General features: G+C 66.2%; 21 protein-coding genes and 1 tRNA gene. 9 read left to right on the top strand and 13 right to left on the bottom strand.

Annotated elements, in window-relative coordinates:
- Positions 1-37: 37 nt before the first annotated feature.
- The 9 genes from A5696_RS18880 to dnaK form a co-directional block, all read right to left on the bottom strand.
- Entirely contained in the window at positions 38-1,072 is a 1,035-nt protein-coding gene (locus tag A5696_RS18880; protein WP_067882415.1) for a hypothetical protein, read from the bottom strand.
- Positions 1,073-1,229: 157 nt separating this feature from the next.
- Complete coding sequence (locus A5696_RS18875; RefSeq protein WP_067882412.1) at positions 1,230-2,927, bottom strand: cyclic nucleotide-binding domain-containing thioredoxin-disulfide reductase; 1,698 nt, start codon at positions 2,925-2,927, stop codon at positions 1,230-1,232.
- A gap of 8 nt (positions 2,928-2,935) precedes the next feature.
- On the bottom strand, positions 2,936-3,202 hold the full coding sequence (locus A5696_RS27230; protein WP_082956400.1) for a UBP-type zinc finger domain-containing protein: 267 nt from the start codon (positions 3,200-3,202) through the stop codon (positions 2,936-2,938).
- Positions 3,199-3,648 (bottom strand): thioredoxin, encoded by a 450-nt coding sequence (gene trxA / locus A5696_RS18870; RefSeq protein ID WP_067882408.1) that lies wholly within the window; start codon positions 3,646-3,648, stop codon positions 3,199-3,201. Before trxA ends, A5696_RS27230 begins: the two co-directional genes overlap by 4 nt.
- Positions 3,649-3,661: 13 nt before the next feature.
- Positions 3,662-6,286, bottom strand: a complete 2,625-nt coding sequence (gene clpB, locus A5696_RS18865; RefSeq protein WP_067882405.1) for an ATP-dependent chaperone ClpB — start codon at positions 6,284-6,286, stop codon at positions 3,662-3,664.
- Complete coding sequence (locus A5696_RS18860) at positions 6,268-6,585, bottom strand: chaperone modulator CbpM (protein WP_067882402.1); 318 nt, start codon at positions 6,583-6,585, stop codon at positions 6,268-6,270. The genes clpB and A5696_RS18860 overlap by 19 nt, the downstream gene beginning before the upstream one ends.
- Positions 6,582-7,496: a DnaJ C-terminal domain-containing protein gene (locus tag A5696_RS18855; RefSeq protein WP_067882399.1), complete on the bottom strand. Its 915-nt coding sequence runs from the start codon at positions 7,494-7,496 to the stop codon at positions 6,582-6,584. Before A5696_RS18855 ends, A5696_RS18860 begins: the two co-directional genes overlap by 4 nt.
- A 6-nt stretch (positions 7,497-7,502) precedes the next feature.
- Complete coding sequence (locus A5696_RS18850) at positions 7,503-8,027, bottom strand: nucleotide exchange factor GrpE (RefSeq protein WP_067882396.1); 525 nt, start codon at positions 8,025-8,027, stop codon at positions 7,503-7,505.
- 6 nt (positions 8,028-8,033) lie between these two features.
- A complete protein-coding gene (dnaK, locus tag A5696_RS18845; RefSeq protein ID WP_067882393.1) occupies positions 8,034-9,917 on the bottom strand; it encodes a molecular chaperone DnaK in 1,884 nt (627 codons plus the stop codon).
- 496 nt (positions 9,918-10,413) lie between these two features.
- Between dnaK and A5696_RS18840 the strand changes: the two genes are divergently transcribed.
- On the top strand, positions 10,414-12,021 hold the full coding sequence (locus tag A5696_RS18840; RefSeq protein ID WP_231964379.1) for a CdaR family transcriptional regulator: 1,608 nt from the start codon (positions 10,414-10,416) through the stop codon (positions 12,019-12,021).
- Positions 12,022-12,332: 311 nt separating this feature from the next.
- Here the strand turns inward: A5696_RS18840 and A5696_RS18835 are convergent, their stop codons facing one another.
- Complete coding sequence (locus tag A5696_RS18835; protein WP_067882387.1) at positions 12,333-12,785, bottom strand: DUF1931 family protein; 453 nt, start codon at positions 12,783-12,785, stop codon at positions 12,333-12,335.
- 331 nt (positions 12,786-13,116) lie between these two features.
- Between A5696_RS18835 and A5696_RS27730 the strand changes: the two genes are divergently transcribed.
- From A5696_RS27730 to A5696_RS18810, 6 genes are all read left to right on the top strand, one after another.
- Positions 13,117-13,206, top strand: a tRNA-Val gene (locus tag A5696_RS27730).
- A 224-nt stretch (positions 13,207-13,430) separates the two neighbouring features.
- Positions 13,431-14,015, top strand: coding sequence for a TetR/AcrR family transcriptional regulator (locus A5696_RS18830; RefSeq protein ID WP_067882384.1), 585 nt, complete (start codon positions 13,431-13,433; stop codon positions 14,013-14,015).
- Between the two features lie 62 nt (positions 14,016-14,077).
- A complete protein-coding gene (locus tag A5696_RS18825) occupies positions 14,078-14,521 on the top strand; it encodes a nuclear transport factor 2 family protein (protein WP_067882381.1) in 444 nt (147 codons plus the stop codon).
- A gap of 305 nt (positions 14,522-14,826) precedes the next feature.
- Positions 14,827-15,750: an alpha/beta hydrolase fold domain-containing protein gene (locus tag A5696_RS28450; RefSeq protein ID WP_067882378.1), complete on the top strand. Its 924-nt coding sequence runs from the start codon at positions 14,827-14,829 to the stop codon at positions 15,748-15,750.
- Positions 15,751-15,754: 4 nt separating this feature from the next.
- Positions 15,755-16,075 carry an amidase family protein gene (locus A5696_RS18815; RefSeq protein WP_067882375.1) on the top strand — a complete coding sequence of 107 codons (321 nt, stop codon included), beginning with the start codon at positions 15,755-15,757 and terminating at the stop codon, positions 16,073-16,075.
- A gap of 126 nt (positions 16,076-16,201) precedes the next feature.
- Positions 16,202-17,755, top strand: coding sequence for a GMC family oxidoreductase (locus tag A5696_RS18810; protein ID WP_082969061.1), 1,554 nt, complete (start codon positions 16,202-16,204; stop codon positions 17,753-17,755).
- 180 nt (positions 17,756-17,935) lie between these two features.
- Here A5696_RS18810 and A5696_RS18805 read toward each other — a convergent pair whose 3' ends face one another.
- A complete protein-coding gene (locus A5696_RS18805) occupies positions 17,936-18,241 on the bottom strand; it encodes a WhiB family transcriptional regulator (RefSeq protein ID WP_255382361.1) in 306 nt (101 codons plus the stop codon).
- A gap of 488 nt (positions 18,242-18,729) precedes the next feature.
- On the opposite strand from A5696_RS18805, the gene A5696_RS18800 reads away from it, so the two are divergent.
- A complete protein-coding gene (locus tag A5696_RS18800; RefSeq protein ID WP_067882661.1) occupies positions 18,730-19,023 on the top strand; it encodes a hypothetical protein in 294 nt (97 codons plus the stop codon).
- Between the two features lie 49 nt (positions 19,024-19,072).
- Positions 19,073-19,900 carry an enoyl-CoA hydratase/isomerase family protein gene (locus A5696_RS18795; protein ID WP_067882366.1) on the top strand — a complete coding sequence of 276 codons (828 nt, stop codon included), beginning with the start codon at positions 19,073-19,075 and terminating at the stop codon, positions 19,898-19,900.
- Here the strand turns inward: A5696_RS18795 and A5696_RS18790 are convergent.
- Together A5696_RS18790 and A5696_RS18785 are read right to left on the bottom strand one after the other, a co-directional pair.
- Positions 19,895-20,683 (bottom strand): MBL fold metallo-hydrolase, encoded by a 789-nt coding sequence (locus A5696_RS18790; RefSeq protein ID WP_067882364.1) that lies wholly within the window; start codon positions 20,681-20,683, stop codon positions 19,895-19,897. The genes A5696_RS18795 and A5696_RS18790 overlap by 6 nt on opposite strands.
- The gene (locus tag A5696_RS18785) at positions 20,676-22,211 is read right to left on the bottom strand and encodes a long-chain-fatty-acid--CoA ligase (protein ID WP_067882361.1); all 1,536 of its coding nucleotides are present in this window, start codon (positions 22,209-22,211) and stop codon (positions 20,676-20,678) included. Before A5696_RS18785 ends, A5696_RS18790 begins: the two co-directional genes overlap by 8 nt.
- Between the last annotated feature and the right edge of the window lie 99 nt (positions 22,212-22,310).

Below are 22,310 nucleotides of genomic sequence, written 5' to 3'. Positions count from 1 at the left end.
TGGCGGGCGGAGACCCCGCACTGCCCTGGGACGTGCATCAGTTCGATTTGTCGAATCGCTGACGTTGCCGAACCCCATATGCCGCGGCCTTGACGGCCTCATCGTCCTCCATCCCCGATCCCAGGGCACCGCCCAATGTTGCTACCGCTGCCACCAGCCAGGCCATCAGCAATAAGGATGAGAGACCGACGGGGTGTCCGATCTCGCGGGCGACCATATGTGGCGGAAGCGTCCACCAGGCGGTCACCAGCAGCAGGATGAACAGCCCGATGTGGAGAATGGCGACGCCGATGGTCAGGGTGATGACAGTCGCTGTGTTGTACAACACCGCGCGTTCACGTCCGCCGGCCGACGGCGGCCGTTCCCATAATTTGTGGTGGAGGATGAGCCACCCGATCATCGCTGCGCTCGCCAGGATTGTCGCCACGCTCAACCGCCACGGGCCCATCGTGTCGGACAACTGCCACATTGTCGGATATGCCAGGCTCACAGCCCCGGTGGCGAACGCCGCCATCAGCACCTTGGACAAACCAGCAGCCAATCGCCACGGACGGTTGGCGTAAACCATTCCCATCAGAAGGTGCAGACGTGACAGGGCGGTCGGCGCGACGTATCGGACAACACCGTCGACCTGGGTCCGCGTCAGCCGCTTCATGGATCCGTGTTGCCTCCCCGACTGGCACGTCAGCTCGGTCACGACTGTTTGTGCCAGGTTCCTCACCCGGCGATCGATGAACACACCGCCCACTGCAGGGATAGAAATCAGTCCGAACCGGTCGTTCAAGCTGATATCAACAATCACCGGCGTCGTCCCGACGCGTCGCGGTAGATCGGTCAGGTAGATAACGATGTCCTCGGGCGCGCCAGCCGGGTCAATGATGCGTATCACCTCTAAGACCTCGGTATGCTCGTCGACCGGATAGAAGTCGCGTCGCACGGACACGTCCCACTTGCCATCTGCGGCAGCACAGCCCGTCAGCGCACTCGGGAGCGAATCCGAAAGGCGTTCGGCGATCGCCTCCGGAACACCGGGATCGGCGACTAGCAAGATCGATGACGGGGCGCCTGGCATTGGTCCCCGGCATACCCGTACCCCACACGGCCAAACGTCCCTGGTGACCGTACTGAGTCCGGCACGACATTGAGAGTCTGCGCGTCTGACCCGATTGGCTGCCCTCGGCCCGTCATCCCGGTTGGCTGGTGGCCGGTCACCCCGGGGCGACAGCCGATCAGATCCCGAAGTACTCGTGGATTTGGCGGATTGCCATAGCTCCCTCGCCGACCGCGGATGCCACTCGCTTCACCGACCCGCTGCGTACGTCTCCGGCGGCGAAGACACCCGGCACGCTGGTTTCCAAGAAGACCGGGCGGCGGGCCGTCGCGAGCCCGTCTGCGCCGGCCATGTGATTCGCTGCGGCCTGCCCGGTCTCGATGAAACCGTGGCGGTCGAGCGCGACCGTGCCGGCCAACCACTCGGTGTTCGGGTCCGCCCCGATGAACACGAAAAGTGCGCGCGCCCTGATAGACTCGCGCTCACCGGTCTGATTATTCTCGGCCACAACGCAATTCAATGCTTCGTCGCCGTGGACTTCGCCGACTTCGGTGTTGAGACGGACCGTCACCCGCGGCTGCTGAACGATCTGGTCGACGAGGTAGCGCGACATGCTTTTGTCGAGGGAGTCTCCCCGCACCAGCAGATATACCCGCGACACCTGAGTCGCCAGGAACACGGTCGCCTGCCCGGCGGAGTTACCGGCCCCGACGATGACGACTGGGCCGTCACCGCACAGCAGCGCTTCCTGATAGGTTGCGGCGTAATACACGCCGTTGCCATGGAATGCATCGATCCCCGAGGCGGCCAGGCGGCGGTAACGTGCTCCGGTCGCCAGCACCGCGGAGCGGCCGACGGCCACGGTCTCGTCGGCGAACCTGATCTGGAGCTGTCCGCCGTCAGATTCCAGACCGGTGGCCTCTGCGGACACCGAAATTCGCGCGCCGAACTTATCGGCCTGCAAAAATGCACGTTCAGCGAGGTCAGACCCGGATATTCCGGCCGGGAAGCCCAGATAGTTCTCAATGCGCGACGACGTCCCGGCCTGGCCGCCGACGGCGATCCGCTCTATCGCCGAAGTCCGCAACCCGTCTGAAGCGCCGTACACGGCGGCACCGAGACCGGCCGGACCGGCGCCGATTACTATCACGTCGCGTTCGTCGGTGATGACGTCGGGCACGGTGAGGCCCACCACCCGGGCCAGCTCGACATTGCTGGGATTGCGCAGCACCCTGGTGCCCCAGATCACCACCGGCGTGTCCTCGGGCGGAATGCCGAAACGGTGCAGCAGCCGTTCAGCGTTGGGGTCACGTTCCAGATCCAGCCATCGGTGCGGTAATCGGTTGCGGGCGGCAAACTCTCGTAAACGGGCGGTGTCGGGCGAGAAACACGACCCGATAATCCGGAACCCGACGCGCTGCCCTATCAACAGGGAACGACGCACGAGATATGCACGCAAAATCAGGTCGCTCAGAACTTGGTCGTGGGCGACCAGGGCACGCACGCGACTGGTGGGAACCGCCAACACCTCGCCATCGACCACAACGATCGCGGTGTAGAACGCTGGCTGGCCTTCCAGATCACCGAGCTCCCCCAGGAATCGACCGGCTCCGTGCACGCGCAGCAGCCGCCGCTCACCCGAATCGTCGTCGGTCACGATTGCGACTTTGCCCGACAACACCACAAACAACTCGTCGGATCGCATCCCCTCGCGAACCAGGACCTCGTCAACCCCGACCCGCCGCCTGCTGCCGCCGGGAAGCAGTGTCGCGATCTGGTCCTCGGTCAACCGTGGGTATGCACCGAACAGGTCCGGGGTCTCCTCCCACTCCTGGGATGCCGGGACCGACGATTCCACGGACGTTACGTCAGACATCAGCCACCTCAGACGTAGATTTCGTGAACATAACACCAACGCCACGACTCACCGGGCTCGAACGATTGCACAATGGGATGGCCAACCGTGCGGGCGTGTTTACGGGCGTGGCGCATCGGAGACGAATCGCAACACCCGACGTGCCCGCAACTCAGACACAACCGAAGATGGAGCCACGGGGTATGCAGACGCAAACATTCCTCGCAGCCATCGGGAGTTCTCGGAGTGACCCGGCGAATAGCCGCCAAGTCGGGGTCGATGAATGTCGACGTCATGATCGCGCCTCCTTGGTTGTCGTTGACAGTGCCTGGTCAAGCCAATTGCGCAGCGCCGCAACGGGAGCGGCACCCGATTGCCGCCCCAGTACTTGCCCGTGGTCAAGGAGCAGCAGTGTCGGTACCGCCCGCACCGTGAACCGCTGCGAAATCGCCGGTGCCTTGTCCACATCGACCTTGACCAGTTTGAGTTGTCCGGCGCGTTCGCTGGCGAGCTGCTCCAGCGCCGGACTCACCATGCGGCACGGTCCACACCAGGTCGCCCACAGGTCGACAAGTACTGGAACCGAGGACTTTTCGGCAACCTCGGCGAAGTCCGGGTCACCGGCCGCGGCGATCCACGGCAGCCACTGGCGACAGTTGGCGCACCGGGGCTTCCCAGCGGCCGCCGCGGGTACGCGGTTGCGTTTTCCGCAGTGCGGGCATGTCACGATGTCTGTTTCCATGGCGCCTCCTCCCTCAGGCCGCCAGGGCCGGTTCCGAATAGGCCACGGCGAGTTCGCCATTGTCCACGGTGACGCGGATCTTGCCACCGCCCGCGATACCGCCGCGTAGCAACGCCCGGCCGATCTTGGTCTCCACCTCGTGGGCGATGTAGCGGCGCAGCGGCCGCGCCCCGTACACCGGATCGTAGCCGTGTTCGGCGATCATCCGGCGAGCGTCCGGGCTGATGTCAAGCTCGATTTGCCTTTCCGCCAATCGATCCCGCAGCTCGGCCAGCTGCAGCTCGACGATCCGTTCGAGCTGCGGCATCGACAGCGGAGTAAACAACACTATGTCGTCGACGCGGTTGAGGAACTCGGGCCGGAAGTGTCCGCGCAGCTCGGCCATCACCCGGTCGCGCGCGTCGGGCTTGATCTCGCCGTCCGCGGTGACGCCGTCAAGCAGGTAGTGCGATCCGATGTTGGAGGTCATGATGACCACCGTGTTGCGGAAGTCGACCTGACGGCCCTGTGCATCGGTGAGCCGGCCGTCGTCGAGCACCTGCAGCAGGGTGTTGAACACATCGGCGTGCGCCTTTTCGATCTCGTCGAGCAGCACCACCGAGTAGGGCTTGCGACGCACCGCTTCGGTGAGCTGGCCGCCCTCCTCGTAGCCGACGTATCCCGGTGGCGCACCGACCAACCGGCTCACCGTGTGCCGCTCCTGGTACTCGCTCATGTCAAGCCGGACCATGTTGTCCTCGCTGTCGAACAGTGCCGCGGCCAGCGTCTTCGCGAGTTCGGTCTTACCGACCCCGGTGGGTCCCAGGAAGATGAACGACCCGATCGGGCGGCGCGGATCCCGGATTCCAGAGCGGGCCCGAATCACGGCATCGGCGACGAGCTGGACCGCCTCATCCTGGCCGATCACCCGCTCGTGCAGTATTTCGTCGAGCCGCAGCAGCTTTTCACGTTCGCCTTCCTGCAATCGCGCGATCGGGATGCCGGTCCACGCGGCCACGATTTCGGCGATCTCGTCCTCGGTGACGGCCTCGCGCAGCAACCGCTTTTCGCCCTGCTTGGACGTCAGCTGTTCTTCGGCCGCTTGCAATTTGCGTTCCAGTTCGGTGATCTGGCCGTAGCGCAACTCAGCCGCCCGGTTGAGGTCATAGTTGCGCTCGGCTTCTTCGGCCTCGTGCCGGAGCTGCTCGAGTTGCCCGCGCAGTTCCTGTACCCGCCGGATCGCCTGCCGTTCGGCGTCCCATTGGGCGTGCCGGGCGTCGGCCTCTGCGCGCAGATCGGCCAATTCTTTGCGAAGTTCCTCCAGCCGGGACTTGCTGGCCGCGTCGGTCTCCTTGGCCAGCGCCGCCTCCTCGATCTCGAGGCGGGTGACCCGACGGGTGATCTCATCCAACTCGGCTGGCATCGAGTCGATTTCGGTGCGCAGTCGCGCACACGCCTCGTCCACGAGGTCGATCGCCTTGTCGGGCAGGAAGCGGTCGGTGATGTAGCGGTGCGACAGGGTGGCCGCCGCGACCAGCGCGGCATCCTGAATCTTCACCCCGTGGAAGATTTCGAGGCGTTCGCGAAGCCCGCGCAGGATCGAAACGGTGTCCTCGACGTCAGGTTCGTCGACCAGCACGGTCTGGAACCGGCGCTCCAGGGCGGCGTCCTTTTCAATGTGCTTGCGGTATTCGTCGAGGGTGGTGGCACCGATCATGTGCAGCTCGCCGCGGGCCAGCATCGGCTTGAGCATGTTGCCGGCGTCCAGCGACCCCTCCGTTGCCCCGGCGCCGACCACGGTATGCAACTCGTCGACGAACAGTAGAATTCGACCCTCGCCCGCCTTCACCTCTGACAGCACCGCCTGCAGCCGTTCCTCGAATTCACCCCGGTACTTCGCACCTGCCACCAGCGAACCCATGTCGAGGGAGAAAATGGTTTTGTCCCGCAGGCCTTCCGGGACATCGGCGCGAACGATCCGCTGGGCCAGGCCCTCCACGATCGCGGTCTTGCCGACTCCCGGGTCGCCGATGAGCACCGGATTGTTCTTTGTCTTACGGCTGAGGATCTGAATCACCCTGCGGATCTCGGAGTCTCGGCCGATCACCGGGTCCAGCTTGCCGGCGCGGCCCTCGGCGACCAGGTCGCGGCCGTACTTCTCCAGCGCCTCGTAGGCCCCCTCGGGCGACGCTGACGTGACCCGCTGGTTGCCGCGGACTTTGGTCAGCGCGCCGAGGAACGATTCCCGCGTAACACCATGGGAGGCCAGAATCCGTCCGGCGGCACTCGCCGAGCCCTCCTCGGCGAGGGCGATGACAAGGTGCTCCACCGACACGTATTCATCCTTGAGCCGCTTGGCTTCTCGCTCGGCGGCCTCCAACAACGTCGCCAGGCGCCGGGTGACAGACACCTGACCCGGCGCGGCGCCCGGGCCGCTTACCTTCGGCCGGCGATTCAGCTCGCGTTCCAGGTCCGCGCGCAGGGCCGCAGTGTCGGCGCCCGTTTGATCCAGCAGCCGCGGTACGAGCCCCTCGGGCTGGTCGATCAGCGCCATCAACAGGTGTTCGCCGTCGACCTCGGTATGACCCATTCGGGTCGCAATGCTCTGCGCTTCGGCCAACGCCTCCTGTGACTTCTGCGTCAGCTTGTTGACGTCCACGGCGGGGTCCTCCCTCGGCGAGAAGCGGATTCCAGCTCTTCGATGTGGTCCAGCAGATCGAGCACGAGCCCGATCGCCGCGTAGTTCAGTCCCAGACCGGTCCTCAACCGCTGGATGCGGGCGACCGTCGCCAACGCAGACGGTTCGAACCAGAGATCGCCGCGGGCATCCTGCTGGCAGGCGATGAGGCCGAGCGCCACCAGTCGACGCACCATGTCGGGATGCAACGCGCAGCGTGTTGCGAAGACGTCGAGTTGAATTCGGGGCCGCCGCGCTAGGACGTAGCGAGAGGTGGTCATCGTCGCCTCCTCGGGTCGAAGGTGGACTCCGCCGCTAGTTGCTCGAACAGCTCGCGTTCCCGCGCCGTGGGTTTGGGCGGCACCATCACCTTGATTTCCGTGTACAGGTCGCCGGCGGTACCGCGCGGGTTGGGCATGCCTTCGCCGCGCAGCCGCAACCGCCGACCGGTCGACGACCCCTGCGGCACCTTGACTTTCGCTTCCCCGCCGGGAGTTCGAATAGCGACAGTGGTTCCCAGCACCGCCTCCCACGGTGACAGCGGCAGATCGACGGTGACGTCGCGTCCGTCGAGCCGGAATCGGGGATGCGACTTGATGCGCACCCGCAGGTACAGATCTCCGGCCGGTCCATCGCCGCTACCTCGGCCGCCCTCTCCCGCCAGCCGTATCCGCTGATCGTCGATGACACCGGCGGGAATGTTGACCCCGTAGTTGCGGCCATCCAGTGAGATCTGCCGTTTGCCGCCCCGATAGGCCTCCTCAACGGTCAGCTCCAGCACCGCTTCCTGGTCGGCGCCCGGAATCGGTCCGAATCCGCCACTGCCGCCGAACATGTCGCCGAAAAGGTCTTCGATGTTGATGCCGCCGGCGCCGCCGAAGCCCTGGCCGTAGCGCACCCGCGCGCCGGAGGGCCCTGCGCCGCGGACGCCACCGGCACCGGCGCCCACCCGCTCCTCCCAGTCCTCGGGCACCTTCCGGAAGTCTTCGCCGAATCGGTCGTAGCGCTTGCGGGTTTCAGGGTCCGACAGCACGTGATAAGCCTCGTTGACCTCCTTGAACCGTTCTTCGGCCGAAGGGTCCTTATTGACGTCGGGATGATGCTTGCGGGCCAATGTGCGGAACGCCCGTTGGATCTGATCGGCGGTCGCGTCCCGCGACACCCCGAGCACTTCGTAGTAGTCGCGGGCCACGGAGCGTCACTCCCCGCGTCGGCTGACCACCACGGCCGCCGGCCGCAGTTGCCTCGAACCTTCGCCGTAGCCCGGTCGAAGCACTTCGAGAACCGTCCCCGGCGCGCTGTCCGGCTGGTCCACCACACTGACCACCTCATGACGCTCGGGGTCGAAGGGCACCCCTGCCTCCGCATCGCGCGGATAGCCGAGCTGCTCCAGGATCTGTAGCGCATGCTCGAGAATGCTCCGCACGCCGTCGAGGACCGCGTCGGACCGGTCGCCAGCATGACTGATCGCCAACTCCAGGTTGTCCACGACGGGCAGCCACGCGCCGGCCACCCTGGATCTTTCCGCTGCTCGTTCGCGGTCCAGTTCGCGGGCATACCGCTTGCGCACATTGTCCAGATCGGCGACAGCGCGCCGCCAGCGGTCCTCGAGTTGGGCGCGCTCCTTGTCTGAATCAGACTGAGAAGCAACCGCTTCGGGCGGGCTTTCGTCGACCCGGCCACCGTCCTCTTCGGTCTTGGAACGCTCTACGGGGCTGACCATCACGGCTCATCCCCGATCGAACTCGGCGTCGACCACGTCGTCATCGCGCACCGGCGAGCCCTGGCCGTCGCCTGTCGGTTGCCCGTTGCCGCCACCGGACGGCGTGGGTTGCAGCCCATAAAGCACTTGCTGCAGTTCCGAGGTCAGCGACTGCACCCGGTCCATCGGTGCATTTTCCTTGACGGCTTGGCGCGCGTCGGCGACCAGCATCTCGGCCCGTGCGCGATCGTGCGGCGCCGCCGAATCGCCCAGTTCGGCAAGCCGGCGCTCCACCTGGTAAGCCGCCGAGTCGAGCGCGTTGCGCGCCTCGACGGCCTTGCGCAGTTGCTCGTCCTCACGGCGGTTGGCCTCGGCCTCGGCGAGCATCCGCTCCACCTCGCTCTTATCGAGGTTCGACTGCTCGCTGATGGTGATGCCCTGCTCGGCACCGGTGTCCTTATCGCGTGCCGTGACGTGCAGGATGCCGTTGGCGTCGATATCGAAGATGACCTCGATCTGCGGCTCACCCCTGGGGGCCGGGCGGATGTGCTCCAACTTGAATCGACCGAGTACCCGGTTGTCCCCGGCCAGCTCCCGTTCACCCTGTAGGACAACCACATCCACGGCCGGCTGGTTATCCGCGGCGGTAGTGAACACCTCGCTGCGGCGTGCCGGAATGGTGGTGTTGCGCTCGATGATCTTGGTCATCAGCCCGCCAGCGGTCTCCACGCCCAGCGACAACGGCGTGACGTCGAGCAGCAGGACGTCGGAGACCTCGCCCTTGAGCACACCGGCCTGGATCGCGGCGCCGAGCGCAACGACCTCGTCGGGGTTCACGCTCATGTTGGGGTCCTTGCCGCCGGTGAGCCGGCGGACTAAAGCCTGGACTGCGGGGATACGAGTGGAACCGCCCACCAGGATCACCTCGTCGATGTCGTTCGCGCTCACCTTGGCGTCACTCATCGCCTGCTTGACCGGGCCCATCGTTCGCTCAACCAGGTCCGCGGTCAGGTCCTCGAACTTCGATCGCATGATCGCGGTGGTCAAATGCTTCGGTCCGCTGGCGTCGGCGGTGATGAACGGCAGATTGACCTGGGTCTGCGCCACCGACGACAATTCGACCTTGGCCTTCTCGGCCGCCTCGAACAGCCGCTGCAGCGCCTGCGGATCTTTCCGCAGATCGATGTTGTTCTCACGCTGGAACTCCTCGGCGAGGTAGTCGACGAGCCGACGGTCGAAGTCGTCGCCACCCAGATGCGAATCACCGGCCGTGGCGCGGACCTCGACCACCCCATCACCCACGTCGAGCAGGCTGACGTCGAACGTGCCGCCGCCGAGGTCGAAAACGAGCACAGTCTCGTGCCCCTTCTTGTCCAGCCCGTAGGCCAGTGCCGCGGCCGTGGGCTCGTTGATGATGCGCAGCACGTCGAGGCCGGCGATCCGGCCGGCATCCTTGGTGGCGTTGCGCTGGGCGTCGTTGAAATACGCCGGAACGGTAATCACCGCCTCCTTGACCCGCTCACCGAGGAACTTGCTGGCATCGTCAACGAGTTTGCGCAGCACCTGTGCGCTGATCTCCTCAGGCGCATACTGCTTGCCGCGCACGTCGAATCGAGCGGCGCCACCCTCACCCTCGACGACATCGAAGCTGACCGCCTTGGCTTCCTCCGATATCTCATCGAAGCGGCGGCCGATGAATCGCTTCGCCGAATAGATGGTGCCCTTTGGGTTCATAATCGACTGGCGCCGAGCCAGTTGCCCGACCAGGCGCTCGCCGCTTTCGGTGAACGCCACCACCGAGGGAGTGGTGCGCGCCCCTTCGGCATTGGGTATCACGATCGGTTCCCCGCCCTGCCAGGCGGCGATTACAGAGTTTGTTGTCCCAAGATCGATGCCTACCGCTGTTGCCATCGTCTATCCCCTTCGGTTGTCGCTGGTGAGGATTTGCAGCGCGCGATCGGCTATCTCAAAGTCGGTGACCACGACACATCAAAACCACCTATTCGCCTAGGCCGGAACGTGTTTCACCGCGGCGCTGACATCGGCCGGCCGTGATCACGAGCCGAGACCCGTGTCGTACTTCGCTCCCAAATAAGGAGTGTGGCAATCTGCAGCGACTGTCGCGTGCGCCTGGACAGCCGAAATTTTCGGCTGTGATTCGTCCTGGCGGCACCACAATGGGCGTAGGCTGTCGGTACCAGCTGCGGGGTGGACACTTCTGGACTGGGAACACCAGTTCGGATCGCTTACGGTGGGTACGCCATCGCCAGTAGCGCATCAGCGGACACTCCGCCTTTGCCCGAGAGCTGGAGTAGCTCGGCACGGCCAATTCAACATGAACGGCGGATCACCGAGACCACGAGGACGCAGCTGGCAAGCCGGACAGGTTTCGCCAGCGAGTCTGGCTGTGCTCTCGCGCGTCGCCTTTAGTGATTGCGACGTCGGCGAGATCTTCCAGGCGGCCGCCGCGGCCGTTGGCGACCTGGCGTCCTGTCAGGTCGCCGCCAGCTACCGGTCCGCGGATGATGGGTTCGTTCGCATTCCAGCCTCCCAACCCGAACATCCCGAAATCGAACGGCACCTTCGCGTGTCCGGCTGCGATGGACCGGTCGATGTACAAGGCGGAGGGTGGGGGTGGGCGCTTTCGCTGAGCCACCTCAGCACCGTCTACGGTTGCCTGGTGCTTAGTGCCGTCAGTGCACCGCCGGAAAATCAGATCCTGTTGCTGAGAATCCTTGCCCAACAAGCCGGTGCCGCCTTGGCATACGTTGCAATGCACGAGCGCGAAGTCGGTCACGCGGGGCAGCTGCGACAGGCCAACAGCGATCTGGAGGAAACCAATCGCGAACTCGCCACAACGGTTTCGGAGTTGCAAGTGCGAACGAACATATACGAGGTTCTGAGCGCGGCGGCGGGAATGGGCGAGCAGGGCATCGTGAATGCGCTCTATGACCTGGCGGCATTGCCGGTGGGGCTCGAGGACAGGTTTGGCAACCTACGCTGCTGGGGCGGCCCTAAACAACTCCACCCGTACCCCAAACAGACCACCGACGAGCGCGAGCTATTGCTACACGAGCTATCGGCACAGAACGGTCCGGCGCGGATTGGGGGCCGGGTGCTCATGCTCGTCCAGCCCCGAGCTGAGATTCTTGGGGTCCTGGCGTTCCACGACCCGGACAACACGGTGGCCGAGGACAGCCTGTTCGCCCTGCGCTACGGCACTACGGTGTTAGCGTCGGAGCTTTCCCACAAGCGAAGTCTCGCCGAGATCGAGCTCAATCTGCGACGCGAGTTGGTCGACGATCTGTTGGCCGGCACCGACCGGGATGGGGCCTACGCTCGCGCCGATGCCCTGGGCCATGACCTGCGGCGCCCGCACTATGTGGTGGTGGTCCAAGGTGGCGGTCGCGCAGAGAACGGACTGGCAACCGCCGCCGGGCGCGCTGTGACCGCGTTGCATCTGAACTACCTGCAAGGGCGCCACGGGACTCTGATTGTCCTGCTCACTGACGGACGCCCGGACCCGCGCGCGTTGCACAACGCTATCAATGAGCGTCTCGACGGGACGCCCACCGTGATCGGCATCGGCACTCGTTGCGAAGTGCCCGATGACTTGCCGCGGTCCTTCACCGAGGCGCTTCGCGCCCTGAACATCCGGCTGCGCTCGGCCAATCCGGAAGGCGCAGCGGCGTTCGACGAGCTTGGTTTCTACCGCCTCATCGACGCTGCCCACGGCGGCGGCACGGTCGAAGCCTTCGTGCGCGAATGGCTGGGCACACTCCTGGACTACGACGAGAGCAAGAACTCCGAATTGGTCCCGACCCTCAGCGATTATCTGGAATGCGGCGGAAACTATGACGAATCCGCAGCAGCACTGCACATCCATCGCAGCACGCTGCGCTACCGGCTGGCGCGCATCGCCGAACTCACCGGCCACGACCTCCGCAACGTCGATACCCGGTTCAACCTCCATGCCGCGACAAGGGCGTGGCGATTCCTCAACCCCGATGGCTGACCGGCAGCCCGGCGCAACGGTGTCTGAGGTGGTCCGTTGGCCGACTCACTCACGATGATCCTGCTTGACTTGGCGCCTTCCGCTTGCAGCACATGAACTTTCAGCACGCCATACGCCGAGACGCCTCAATGCCGCCCGCACGCAGGTAGCCCGGCAACGTGACACGAAACTTGAACTTACCCACTGTTCTGTACGGCGGCGGAGCAAGAATGCCTCAACCGCGCGGCCGAACGTCTGCACTGTCGAGACGATTGCGGGCCCGCGACTTCCCTCCCCTGGGTCAGTCACGACAAGCGAGAGACCGCCGGACGTCAGAACACCAGCCGAAATAGCGTGAACACCCGATTCCAGTGCTCAGTCGACGGGTTGGACACCGTCGCGTCGACCACGCGAAAGGAACGGGCCAGCGCGATACTCAACCCGCCGAACAACTCTGGCAGCAGCCGCTCTGTGTCCTCAGCGAACGCGACGTCCCCCGGTGGTTGCCGCGTCACCTGGCGCAGCAGCTCACGGATCTCCTCGGCCTCCTGGAGCTTATCGAATTCGCGCATTCGCTCCTGGACGCCCTTGGTGATCGGAAGGTCCTGCACCATAACCATGTCACGCCTGTTCCACTTGGCCGAGTTGCGCCCGGCGACAGCAATGTCATCGATCTGCTCATCGACGAACTCCCGGAAGCGACGGACGTCGTTTTTGTCGATCTTGATGCCTGCGACCGAGCGAAAGAACCTTTCGAACACCGGAATACCCGACGGATGAGTCACTCGATACCTCCGTTCCAACGATCAAGACCGCCCGGGCGGGCCAAACTCAACGTTGGCAGGTCGTCGGTGACACCGAACCGGACCCGCAGGCGCAATCTCGCCGGGCCGGTTCGGCCTAACAGGTCAAGGCGCACCAGGCAATGCACGTCGGACGAGTGGCGGGCAGCCACTGCGGCGGGCACGTTGTTCCGGGGTGCCCACCCTCTACGGTGCCTCTACGGTGTTATCGATCCGCTGGGCCGGTGTGGCGCGGGTTAGGCCGGAAGGCAAGAATTCATCCGCTGCGCATCCGCCGCGCCGCTCGTATCGCGTGTTCTGAACCCCAAAGATTGGTCCAGTTCGTCCAGCATGAACGTCTCGCTTCCGACATCGCTTCAGCTTCACACGCGGAAGGTCGCTGGTTCGATCCCAGCCGGGACCACACGCATCAGTACAGGTCAGGCACGCGTTCTGCGATCTTGGCGGGTTCCAGATCGCATCTGAACGGGCAAAATCCATGTGTCTTGACCTGCCGCTTCGTGCCGGCCGTCGGCGGAAGCTCACGCCGGCGCGAGGCGATGGTCGGACCGCAAAGACCGTTGACGAATCCTGGCGTCCGGCCATTCGATCATATGATAGCGATAGTTATGCTATAAAGGTCTTGCTATGAGATATCCGGCAGACCAGAAGATAAAGGCGCGCGCCGCGCTGCTGCGGGCCGGCACGCGGTCGATGAAGGTCGCCGGCTTCAACGGGATCGGGGTGGACGGGCTCGCCGCCGCGGCGGACGTGACCTCCGGGGCGTTCTATTCGAACTTCGCCAACAAGGAAGCGATGCTCGAGGCGATCATCGATGCCGCCGTCGGTGAGCCGTTCGTTTCCGAGACGGAGTCCGGAACTAAGGCCGAGCGCCTGTCGAAGCTGAAGGACTTTCTCGCGGAGTACCTCAGCGCCTACCACGTGGAAAACCCGGGCGACGGCTGTGTGATGCCGACGCTGAGTGCTGATGTGGCACGGGCGGGGCTGTCCACTCGCAAAGCCTACGAACACAAGATCGCGGCGCTGGCGGGGCGGGTGGCCGAGGTGCTCGACGGTGCCGACCGGGAGCGCCGGGCGTGGAGCGTCGTCGCGCTGATGGTGGGGGCGGTGTCGATCTCGCGCGCGATGTCCGACCCCGCCACGCAGGCAGAGGTGCTTGACGCCGCGAGTGAGACCGCGGGCAGGCTCATTTCACCCGGCAAGCGCAAATAACGAGGGACGGCATGCGGGCTCCGAGTGCTTGGAAACCTGTCCTGGCAGGCCCCGCTGTCGCCATGGCCTTGATTTGCGTTGTCCCGGGCGGCAATTCGAGCGCCACGCCGGACGATGACGCTGCGGCCACGCAGCGCCAGCGTGCCATCGTCGGCGCGTTCGCGACGGCCATCGTGCACGACGACCATGCGGGGATCGCCGAACACGCCACGCCCGACGTTGCCTGGACGATCCCGGGTTCCAGCGTGGTGTCTGGCCGGGCGACCGGAATCGACGACGTCACGAGGCTGGCCGACACCTTCGCCCAGTACGGGCTGCATATCTCCCCGAAGGGATTCGCTTTCGGCCTGGACACCGTCGCGGTCACGTTGCACGACACCGGTGAGCACAATGGCAAGCGGCTCGACCAGGACGTGGTCAACGTGCTCACCATCCGTGGCGACAAGATCTCAGAGGTCACAGCGCATTTGACCGACGTCGGCGCGTTCGACGCGTACTTCTCCTAATCGAGGTAGCGTCGCGAACCCGGCGGCGGAGTGGGCCGCGAAGTGACTGCCGGGGGCGAAGGCGATCCACCTTAAATTCGGCCGTCCGGTACGCCGCGGCTACGCGGTTCCCGCCGGGGACCCTTCTTTGCGGCTGACCATCAGCAACGGCGGGGCCAGGCAGGCAAGTGACCACCTAGTGCGTCCGCGGCGGGAACCGAATCGGAAGCGCGGCAGACACTTTCCGGGATCGCTCAGGGACTAGCCATGGGATAGCGATCGTTATATAGTGATCGTTATTCTATAGTCCGACGGAAGGAAAAAGCATGGCAAGCCAGCAGGCGGTCGAGTTCGCCGACTTCTACGCCGAGATCGGCCGGCGATCCTCGAATCCCAACTTCGAGCTGGAGACGATCCGTGACGTCACCGAGAACATCCACCTGGCGACCAAGGAGCCCGAAGGCGTGACCTACGCCGAGGTGGACGCCGGCGGAGTCGAGGCCCTGTGGTGCATACCGCTCGACAGCGACCCCGAATCGGTGCTGCTGCACACGCACATGGGCGGCAGCGTGCTGATGTCCATGCATTCGGACCGAAAAGCTGCCGCGCACATCGCGAAAGCGGCCGGCGTGCGGTCGCTGGTGCTGAACTTCCGGCGGTCCCCGGAGCACAAGTACCCGGCGCAGGTCGACGACGTGGACACCGCCTACCGCTGGCTGCTCGACCAGGGCTACCGGCCCGACAAGATCGGCAGTGTCGGCCACTCGATCGGCGGCTATCTCGCGGTCGAACTCGCGCTGCGGCTGCGTGATCGGGGTGAGGCGCTGCCCGGCGCCGTGCTGTCCATCTCGCCGTGGACCGACGTCACGCTGTCGGGCGAATCCATCGAGACCAACGCCGAGCGGGACAAGCTGCTCACGCGCGGACTACTGGAACTGTTCCGGTCGTGCTGGCTTGATGGAACCGGCCTGGAATTCACCGATCCGCGAGTGCATCTGCTCGGGGCCGACCTGTCCGGGCTGCCCCCGACGGCGGTGTACTACGGCGAATACGAACTGCTCGCCTCCGACGCCGTCGCCTTCTCCCGGCGCGCGAAGGACGCGGGCAATGACGTCCTCGTCCGGCGGGTCGACGAGGGGCAGCACTCCTTCATCATGGGGGCGGGCCGCGTCGAGGAGGTCGACCGCGCGATCGCCGAGATGGGCCGCTGGCTGCGCGCCACGCTCGGGCTCCAGACGGCGGCGGCCTGAGCACATGCAACCGTTCGAACTGACGCTGCCGACGGTGCCGGTCGCGGCGATGGACGCCGGCAAGCCGGAGGTGACGTGGCCGGACGGGGTCACCGAGGACCCGGTGCAGGCGTACATCCGATACTCCGCCCCCGCGAACCTTGCCGGCCTGCCGGCGTTGTCGGTGCCCTGCGGTTTCACCGCCGCCGGGCTACCGATCGGTCTGCAGGTGGTGGGCGGGCCCTTCGACGAGGCCACCGTGCTGCGCGTCGGCCACGCCTACCAATCCGCGGCCGATTGGCCATCGTGGCCGCCGCGGTTCGACCCGCGGGCGGTACCCGCGTAAAGCGTTGCGGGCGTACGCGTTCAGTGGCCGCGGCACATTTTTCGAGTGTGATTGAACCGCGCGTCTTTTCCGTGCGTGAATCTAGGTATCTGCCCATATACCCAGCTGGTGAGTCAGGAGGTCTTTGTGGATACTGTGTTGGAGCCGCGTTACGACATCGTCGTGTGTGGTGCTGGGTCGTCAGGATCGGTGATCGCCGGCCGGCTGGCCGAGAACCCCGACATCAAGGTCTTACTTTTGGAGGCCGGCGGCAGCGACGACGTCCCCAGCGTGACCGACGCAAACCAATGGCCGTCCAACCTTGGCAGCGAACGCGATTGGGGATTCATCTCCGAGCCGGACCCGCGGCTTCATGGCCGCGCGATCGCGTTTTCGATGGGTAAAGTGCTCGGCGGCGGATCCAGCATCAACCTGATGATCTGGGCGCGCGGACACCGCAGCGACTGGGACCACTACGCTGCCGAATCCGGTGAACCGGTCTGGGGATACGAGGCGACCCTCGATCTGTACCGGCGGATCGAGGATTGGCGCGGCACCGGCGAGCCAAACCATCGGGGCAGGGGCGGCCCGGTGTTCGTACAACCGGCACCCGGCGCGCATCCGCTCGCGGCGGCGACGTTGGAAGCGGCGCGGGCACTGGGGATCCCCAGTTACCAAAGCCCCAACGGGCCCCTGATGGAGGAGACCCGCGGCGCCGCCATCGCCGACCTGCGCTGGCGCGACCAGGAACGCCTGTCGGTGTTTCGCACCTACACCGCCCCACGCCGGCAGCAGCCGAACCTGGCCGTGGTCCCGCACGCACTGGTCACCCGCGTGATCCTGGAAGGCAACCGGGCCGCCGGTGTCGAGGTCGTCCATGGCGGCACCGTGCACCGGGTAGCCGCCGACGCCGAGGTCGTCCTGTCGCTCGGCGCCATTCACACACCAAAGGTGCTGATGCAGTCCGGCATCGGAGACCAAGACGAATTGCGCCGAGTAGGCCTCACCGTGCGCCAGCACCTGCCCGGCGTCGGGCGCAACCTTCAGGACCACTTCGGGTTCGACTGCGTGTGGGAGTTTCCCGAGAACATCCAGGGCAGCACTCAGGTCGGGGCGACGATGTTCTGGGACTCCGGGGCGGCCGACGCCCAGGGGCCGGACCTGTTCGCATGTTCAGGCCCATTCCCGAAAGCCACCGCGGAAAACGCCGCGGAATACGGCCTCCCGCAAAACAGCTGGGTCCTGTTCGGCTCGCCCGCGCACCCGTACAGCCGCGGTCGGCTAAGGCTGTCAGGTCCCGACCCGACCGATCCCATTCGAATCGAAGCCAACGCGCTCGCGGACCCCGAAGACCTCAAGACCGCCATCGCCTGCGTCGAAACCCTGCGCGAGATCGGAAACTCCCCGGAGCTGCGGCCGTTCGTCGTGCGCGAGGTCATGCCGGGCGACCTGCGCGGCGCCGAGTTGGAGACCTATTTGCGTGACGCCGTCACCACCTACTGGCACGAGTGCGGTACGGCGAAGATGGGCCGCGACCCGATGTCGGTGGTCGACGGACACCTCAAGGTGTACGGCATCGAGGGCCTGCGCGTCGCCGACGCATCGATCATGCCCCGCATCAGCACCGCCAACACCATGGCGCCCTGCGTCGTCATCGGCGAACGCGCCGCACAATTCATCCAAGCCGCGCACCGAATCTGACCCGGGGTCGCCACGCATCAGCCGGCGGGGCGGCGACTCGTCCAATCAGGCAGGCAGCCCCAAACGGCCCTCGATGACCTTCATGTGCCGTGGCGCATCGTAAATGAGCACCGCCGCCAGCTGTAATAATTTCGTAACGAGGAATTCAAACGCCGCCAGGCTTGCGGCGGCCGGGGCCGCCTACCCGACGGAGCGGGAGTTGCGCTTGTCGAAGAAGTCAGTCCACGAGACGACCTCCGGGTGCCGCTTGAGCAATGCCCTGCGCTGGCGCTCGGTCATGCCTCCCCAGATCCCGAACTCGACCTTGTTGTCGAGCGCATCCGCCCCGCACTCTTGCAGCACAGGGCAGTGGCGGCACAACACCGCGGCCCTACGTTGTGCAGCCCCCCGGACGAACATCTCGTCGGGATCCATTTTTCGGCACAGCGCCTTCGAGACCCAACCGCGATCGTCGTCGACGGTGCGCGACGTGCGGTGTACGGGCACAAGGCTGACCGGCCGCGCGGCCGGTTCTGGTCCTGACAACGAGCTATCCCTTCCTTCAGGCCGGCCGCATCATGTTGCGACCGCCTCCCTGGCCATGCCGGGATATGCGCCACATCGTGCCCGCGCGTGTGACGTGAATCCCCCCGTGCTCAAGTTAAGCGATTCGGTATCGATTGCGCAACGTTTTTGTGGCACGCATGTACCTTTTTCCGGTGAACCGGCTAGGACGCGCCCGTGACGTCGTGCGCCCGTCAGCCAGCGTTGGCACGCCGTTAAGAAACGGCCCCCTGGACGTTCGCCCCCGCAGCCGGAGCTCCTGCGGATCCACCGACGAGGAGGTCGCGTTTCTGCGCCGGCGGTTCCCGCCCCGCGCAAAGTGCGACCCGAGCGGTGCGACGCCGTGTCCAAACGTGATCGACTGTTCCCGCCGCTGCAACGCTTTAATGTGCAATCGGCAGTACCGGACCAAGACGCAAAGGATGGCGAACATGGCAGCCAACCAAGAGGGGATCGGCGTGCTGAAGCTCGAATGCCCGCAGCGCCACCCCGTGGGCAGGATCGTGAAGGAAGCCCCGCATCAGGCGGTTCAATTCGACCCCGGTGCCCAAGTCGGCGCGCGCCGCTTCTGGCCGGACGAAGACGACCAGCCGCAGTTCAAGATCCACTGTCGTTTCTGCGACAAATCGGTGGCCGAGGCCACGTCCGCCCTGCAGAACCAGCTGGCCACCCTGGTCGCCGACGCCGCGCAGACCATCCGAACCGCGACGCTGCAGTACGCATAGCGGGCGTTACAGTCTTGGGGCGCGATGTCACGCCGACGAGAGGAGCCCCGTGGCCACCCAGGACAGTAGCCCCCGCCCTCCCGAGGGCGACTGGCTGGGCACCCCGTACCTGAGATTCGAGCGGCAGGGGCCGATCGCGCTGTGCACGATCGACCGCCCGGAAGCCAAGAACGCCTTCACGCCCGCGATGTACTTCGGGATTCGTTGCGCCGTAGGTCGGGTCAACGAGGACCCTGACCTGGCCGGGCTGCTGATCACCGGAACGGGCGAGATCTTCGCGCCCGGCGGCGACATGGGCGGCGGGGGAGGAACCGACGACTGGATGACCTTCGGCTCCGCCCTGGGCATGGACGTCACGCCGTTCGACGCGGTGCGGACCTCGGCCAAGCCCGTCGTCTCGGCGGTCAACGGGCTGTGCCAGGGCGGCGGCATGCAGATCGCGCTGTGCAGCGACCTGTCCGTGGTCAGCGAGCGGGCCACCTTCCGGGTGCCCGAGTTGTTCCGCGGCTACGCCGACACCTACTACAGCCAGATGCTCGCCCGGCTGATCGGGCCGGTCCGCACCCGTGACCTGATGTTCACCGGCCGGGTGCTCACCGCGGTCGAAGCCCTCGACTGGGGCCTGGTCACCCGGGTGGTCCCGCACGAGACCCTGCTCACCGCGGCGAAAGATCTACTGGCCCAAGCCTGCCGGACCGCGCCGCGCGCCCGCGGCGTGATCAAGTCCAGCATCGACAACTACCTCGGCCTGTACGACCGCATCGGCATGACCGCCAGCCTCAGCGATGCCGAGGCCCGGGAGGGCTTCCGCGCCTTCAAGGAGCGGCGCTCGCCGGACTGGGTGCATCCGGAGCTGCGCGCCGAGGGGCGGCTATAGGTCGATCCACTCGCCGTGGGCGGCCACCCGCAGCAGGTTACCGATCCCGGCTGCGTCGAATGCCGCGGCGAAGTCGTCGACGCCCTCGCTGAAATGGGCCCAGCCGTCGACGTGGGCCGGGATCACCACCTTCGCGCCGAGCACCTCGGCGGCCGCGGCCGCGCGCGCCGAGGTCAGCGTCAACGGCCGGCCCCGCTCCTTGGCCGGCACGGTCGCCGCCCCGGCGAACAGCACGGCGACGTCGATCGCGCCGACCCGGTCGGCGACGTCCTTGACCGCGCTCAACGAGGCGTTGTCGCCGCTGAGGTACACGGTCGGCAGACCCGGCCCGGACAGCACGAACCCCGTCACCTCGCAGTTGACGTGGCCGCCGGCGTCGCGCTGCCCGTCGGCCGGGCCGTGCACCGCCGGAACCGCCTGCGCCGCAAGGCGTCCCGATCCACCGGGCAGGTCGTAGGACTCCCACGCCGGCACACCGACCGCCGGTGGCCCCAACCGCCCGGCGGCGCCGGGATGGGTCAGCACCAGCGGCGCCGCCAGCGCCATCCGGCGGCCGTCGTCGTCGAGGTTGTCGGGATGCTGATCGTGGCTGATCAGGACGGCGTCCACCGGGCCCAGCTCCTCGGCGCCCACCGCGGGCCCGGTCAGCTTGGTCAGGTAGGCGTGTTCGCCCGGCGGATCGAACGTCGGGTCCATCACCAGCCGGCGGCCCGCGATGTCGACGACGGTCGTGGGACCGCCCAGCACGCTGATCGCGCAATCGCGCCGCCCCGCGTCAAACATTGCGCGCCCTCCCTCGCCAAAATGGTTCCCGCAGCGCTGCTTTGAGGATCTTACCGCTGGGGTTACGCGGCAGCGACGGCACGAAGTCCACCGTCCGCGGGCATTTGTAACCGGCCAGGTGCCGGCGGCAGAACGCGATGATGTCATCGGCATCGACCTCCGCGCTGGGAACGACGATCGCCTTGACCGATTCACCCCAGTAGTCGTCGGGAACGCCGATGATCGCCGCGTCGGCGACGGCGGGGTGCTCGATCAACACGCTCTCCACTTCCGGCCCGTACACGTTCTCGCCGCCGGTGATGATCATGTCCTTGAGCCGGTCCTCGATGTAGACGTAGCCGTCGGCGTCCAGGCGCCCGATGTCGCCGGTGCGCACCCAGTCGTCGGCGGTGATCGTCTCGGCGGTCGCGTCGGGCCGATTCAGGTAGCCGGTCATGTTCTGGTTGCTGCGCACCCAGATCTCGCCCGGCTCCCCGGGCGGCAGCACGTCACCGGTCTCGGGATGGACCACCCGAATCTCGCAGCCCAGCACGGCCTTTCCGGCCGCCAGTTGCAGATGCGGCCGGTCGGGGTCGCGGTGGTCGGCGTCGCCGAGCGCGGTGACCGCCCCGCACACTTCGGTCTGCCCGTACACCTGCACGAAGTTCGTCTCCGGCCAGGTCTCGAGCGCGCGGTGCAGCAACGGCAGCGGCATGGGCGCGGCCCCGTACACGATGTAGCGCAGGCCGGCGACGGCCGCGGTCGCCGTGTCGCCGGCCTGAAGGAATCGCGCGATCACCGGCGGCACGAAGAACGCGTGCGTCGCGCCGGCCCGCACGGCACCGATCAACGCGGCGGCGTCGGGCTCGCGGGTCATGATCGTCGGGGCGCCCGCCCGGATGCCGAACAGGGCATAGCCGATGCCACCGACGTGGAACAGGGGCATGCACACCAGGTTTGCGTCGCCGTCGTCGAAGGGGAACGCCGGTGCGAGGTTGGCCGCGTGGTTGGCCAGGGCCCGCTGGCTCAGCAGCACACCCTTTGGCCGCCCGGTGGTGCCGGAGCTGTAGATGATCAGCGCGATGTCGTCCTCGTCGACGGCCTCGGGCGCCACCGGAGTTGCCGCGGCGAGCAGGGATTCGTACTCGTCGTCGACCACCACGATCCGTTCCGCGGAAGCGGTCGCCTCGATCACCGGACGCAGCTCGGCGCCGACGAAAAGCAAACGGGGACGGCTGTCCTCGAGCACGTGGGCGAGCTCGTCGCCGGTCAGGCGCCAGTTGACGACGGTGGTGACCGCGCCGATCGACGCCGCACCGAACAGGATCTCCAGGCAGGCCGGGTGATTCTTGTCGAGGAACGCCACGCAGTCGCCGCGGCGTACGCCGGCCTCGAGGAGCGCCCCCGCCGCGCGCCGAATGCGTGACGCCCACTGCGCCCAGGACCACTGCCGATCGCCGAAGCGCATCGCGACGTCGTCGGGTCGTCGGTGGGCGTGTCGCTCGACGAACCCGGCGAGCGTTTCGGTCGCGGTGCGTGTGTGTTCCACACAATGAGTGTGCCCTGAGGGCTTTGAGTGTGCGCACACGGCGGAAATTCGGCTTTCCCGCCCTGGGGCCACACGCGACGCCGCTGACGCACACCCTGC

The sequence above is a fragment of the Mycobacterium sp. E2699 genome, from assembly GCF_001666745.1.
Lineage (GTDB): Bacteria > Actinomycetota > Actinomycetes > Mycobacteriales > Mycobacteriaceae > Mycobacterium.
This window is presented reverse-complemented; position numbering and strand designations above follow the sequence as displayed.

What these genes read in the sequence shown, in the direction of transcription:
- A5696_RS18830 (WP_067882384.1), top strand. Translation starts at nt 13,431, where the DNA reads ATGAGATATCCGGCAGACCAGAAGATAAAGGCGCGCGCCGCGCTGCTG.
- A5696_RS18860 (WP_067882402.1), bottom strand. Translation starts at nt 6,585, where the DNA reads ATGACCACCTCTCGCTACGTCCTAGCGCGGCGGCCCCGAATTCAACTC.
- A5696_RS28450 (WP_067882378.1), top strand. Translation starts at nt 14,827, where the DNA reads ATGGCAAGCCAGCAGGCGGTCGAGTTCGCCGACTTCTACGCCGAGATC.
- A5696_RS18825 (WP_067882381.1), top strand. Translation starts at nt 14,078, where the DNA reads ATGGCCTTGATTTGCGTTGTCCCGGGCGGCAATTCGAGCGCCACGCCG.
- A5696_RS18815 (WP_067882375.1), top strand. Translation starts at nt 15,755, where the DNA reads ATGCAACCGTTCGAACTGACGCTGCCGACGGTGCCGGTCGCGGCGATG.
- A5696_RS18875 (WP_067882412.1), bottom strand. Translation starts at nt 2,927, where the DNA reads ATGTCTGACGTAACGTCCGTGGAATCGTCGGTCCCGGCATCCCAGGAG.
- A5696_RS18880 (WP_067882415.1), bottom strand. Translation starts at nt 1,072, where the DNA reads ATGCCAGGCGCCCCGTCATCGATCTTGCTAGTCGCCGATCCCGGTGTT.
- A5696_RS27230 (WP_082956400.1), bottom strand. Translation starts at nt 3,202, where the DNA reads ATGACGTCGACATTCATCGACCCCGACTTGGCGGCTATTCGCCGGGTC.
- dnaK (WP_067882393.1), bottom strand. Translation starts at nt 9,917, where the DNA reads ATGGCAACAGCGGTAGGCATCGATCTTGGGACAACAAACTCTGTAATC.
- trxA (WP_067882408.1), bottom strand. Translation starts at nt 3,648, where the DNA reads ATGGAAACAGACATCGTGACATGCCCGCACTGCGGAAAACGCAACCGC.
- A5696_RS18850 (WP_067882396.1), bottom strand. Translation starts at nt 8,027, where the DNA reads ATGGTCAGCCCCGTAGAGCGTTCCAAGACCGAAGAGGACGGTGGCCGG.
- A5696_RS18800 (WP_067882661.1), top strand. Translation starts at nt 18,730, where the DNA reads ATGGCAGCCAACCAAGAGGGGATCGGCGTGCTGAAGCTCGAATGCCCG.
- A5696_RS18790 (WP_067882364.1), bottom strand. Translation starts at nt 20,683, where the DNA reads ATGTTTGACGCGGGGCGGCGCGATTGCGCGATCAGCGTGCTGGGCGGT.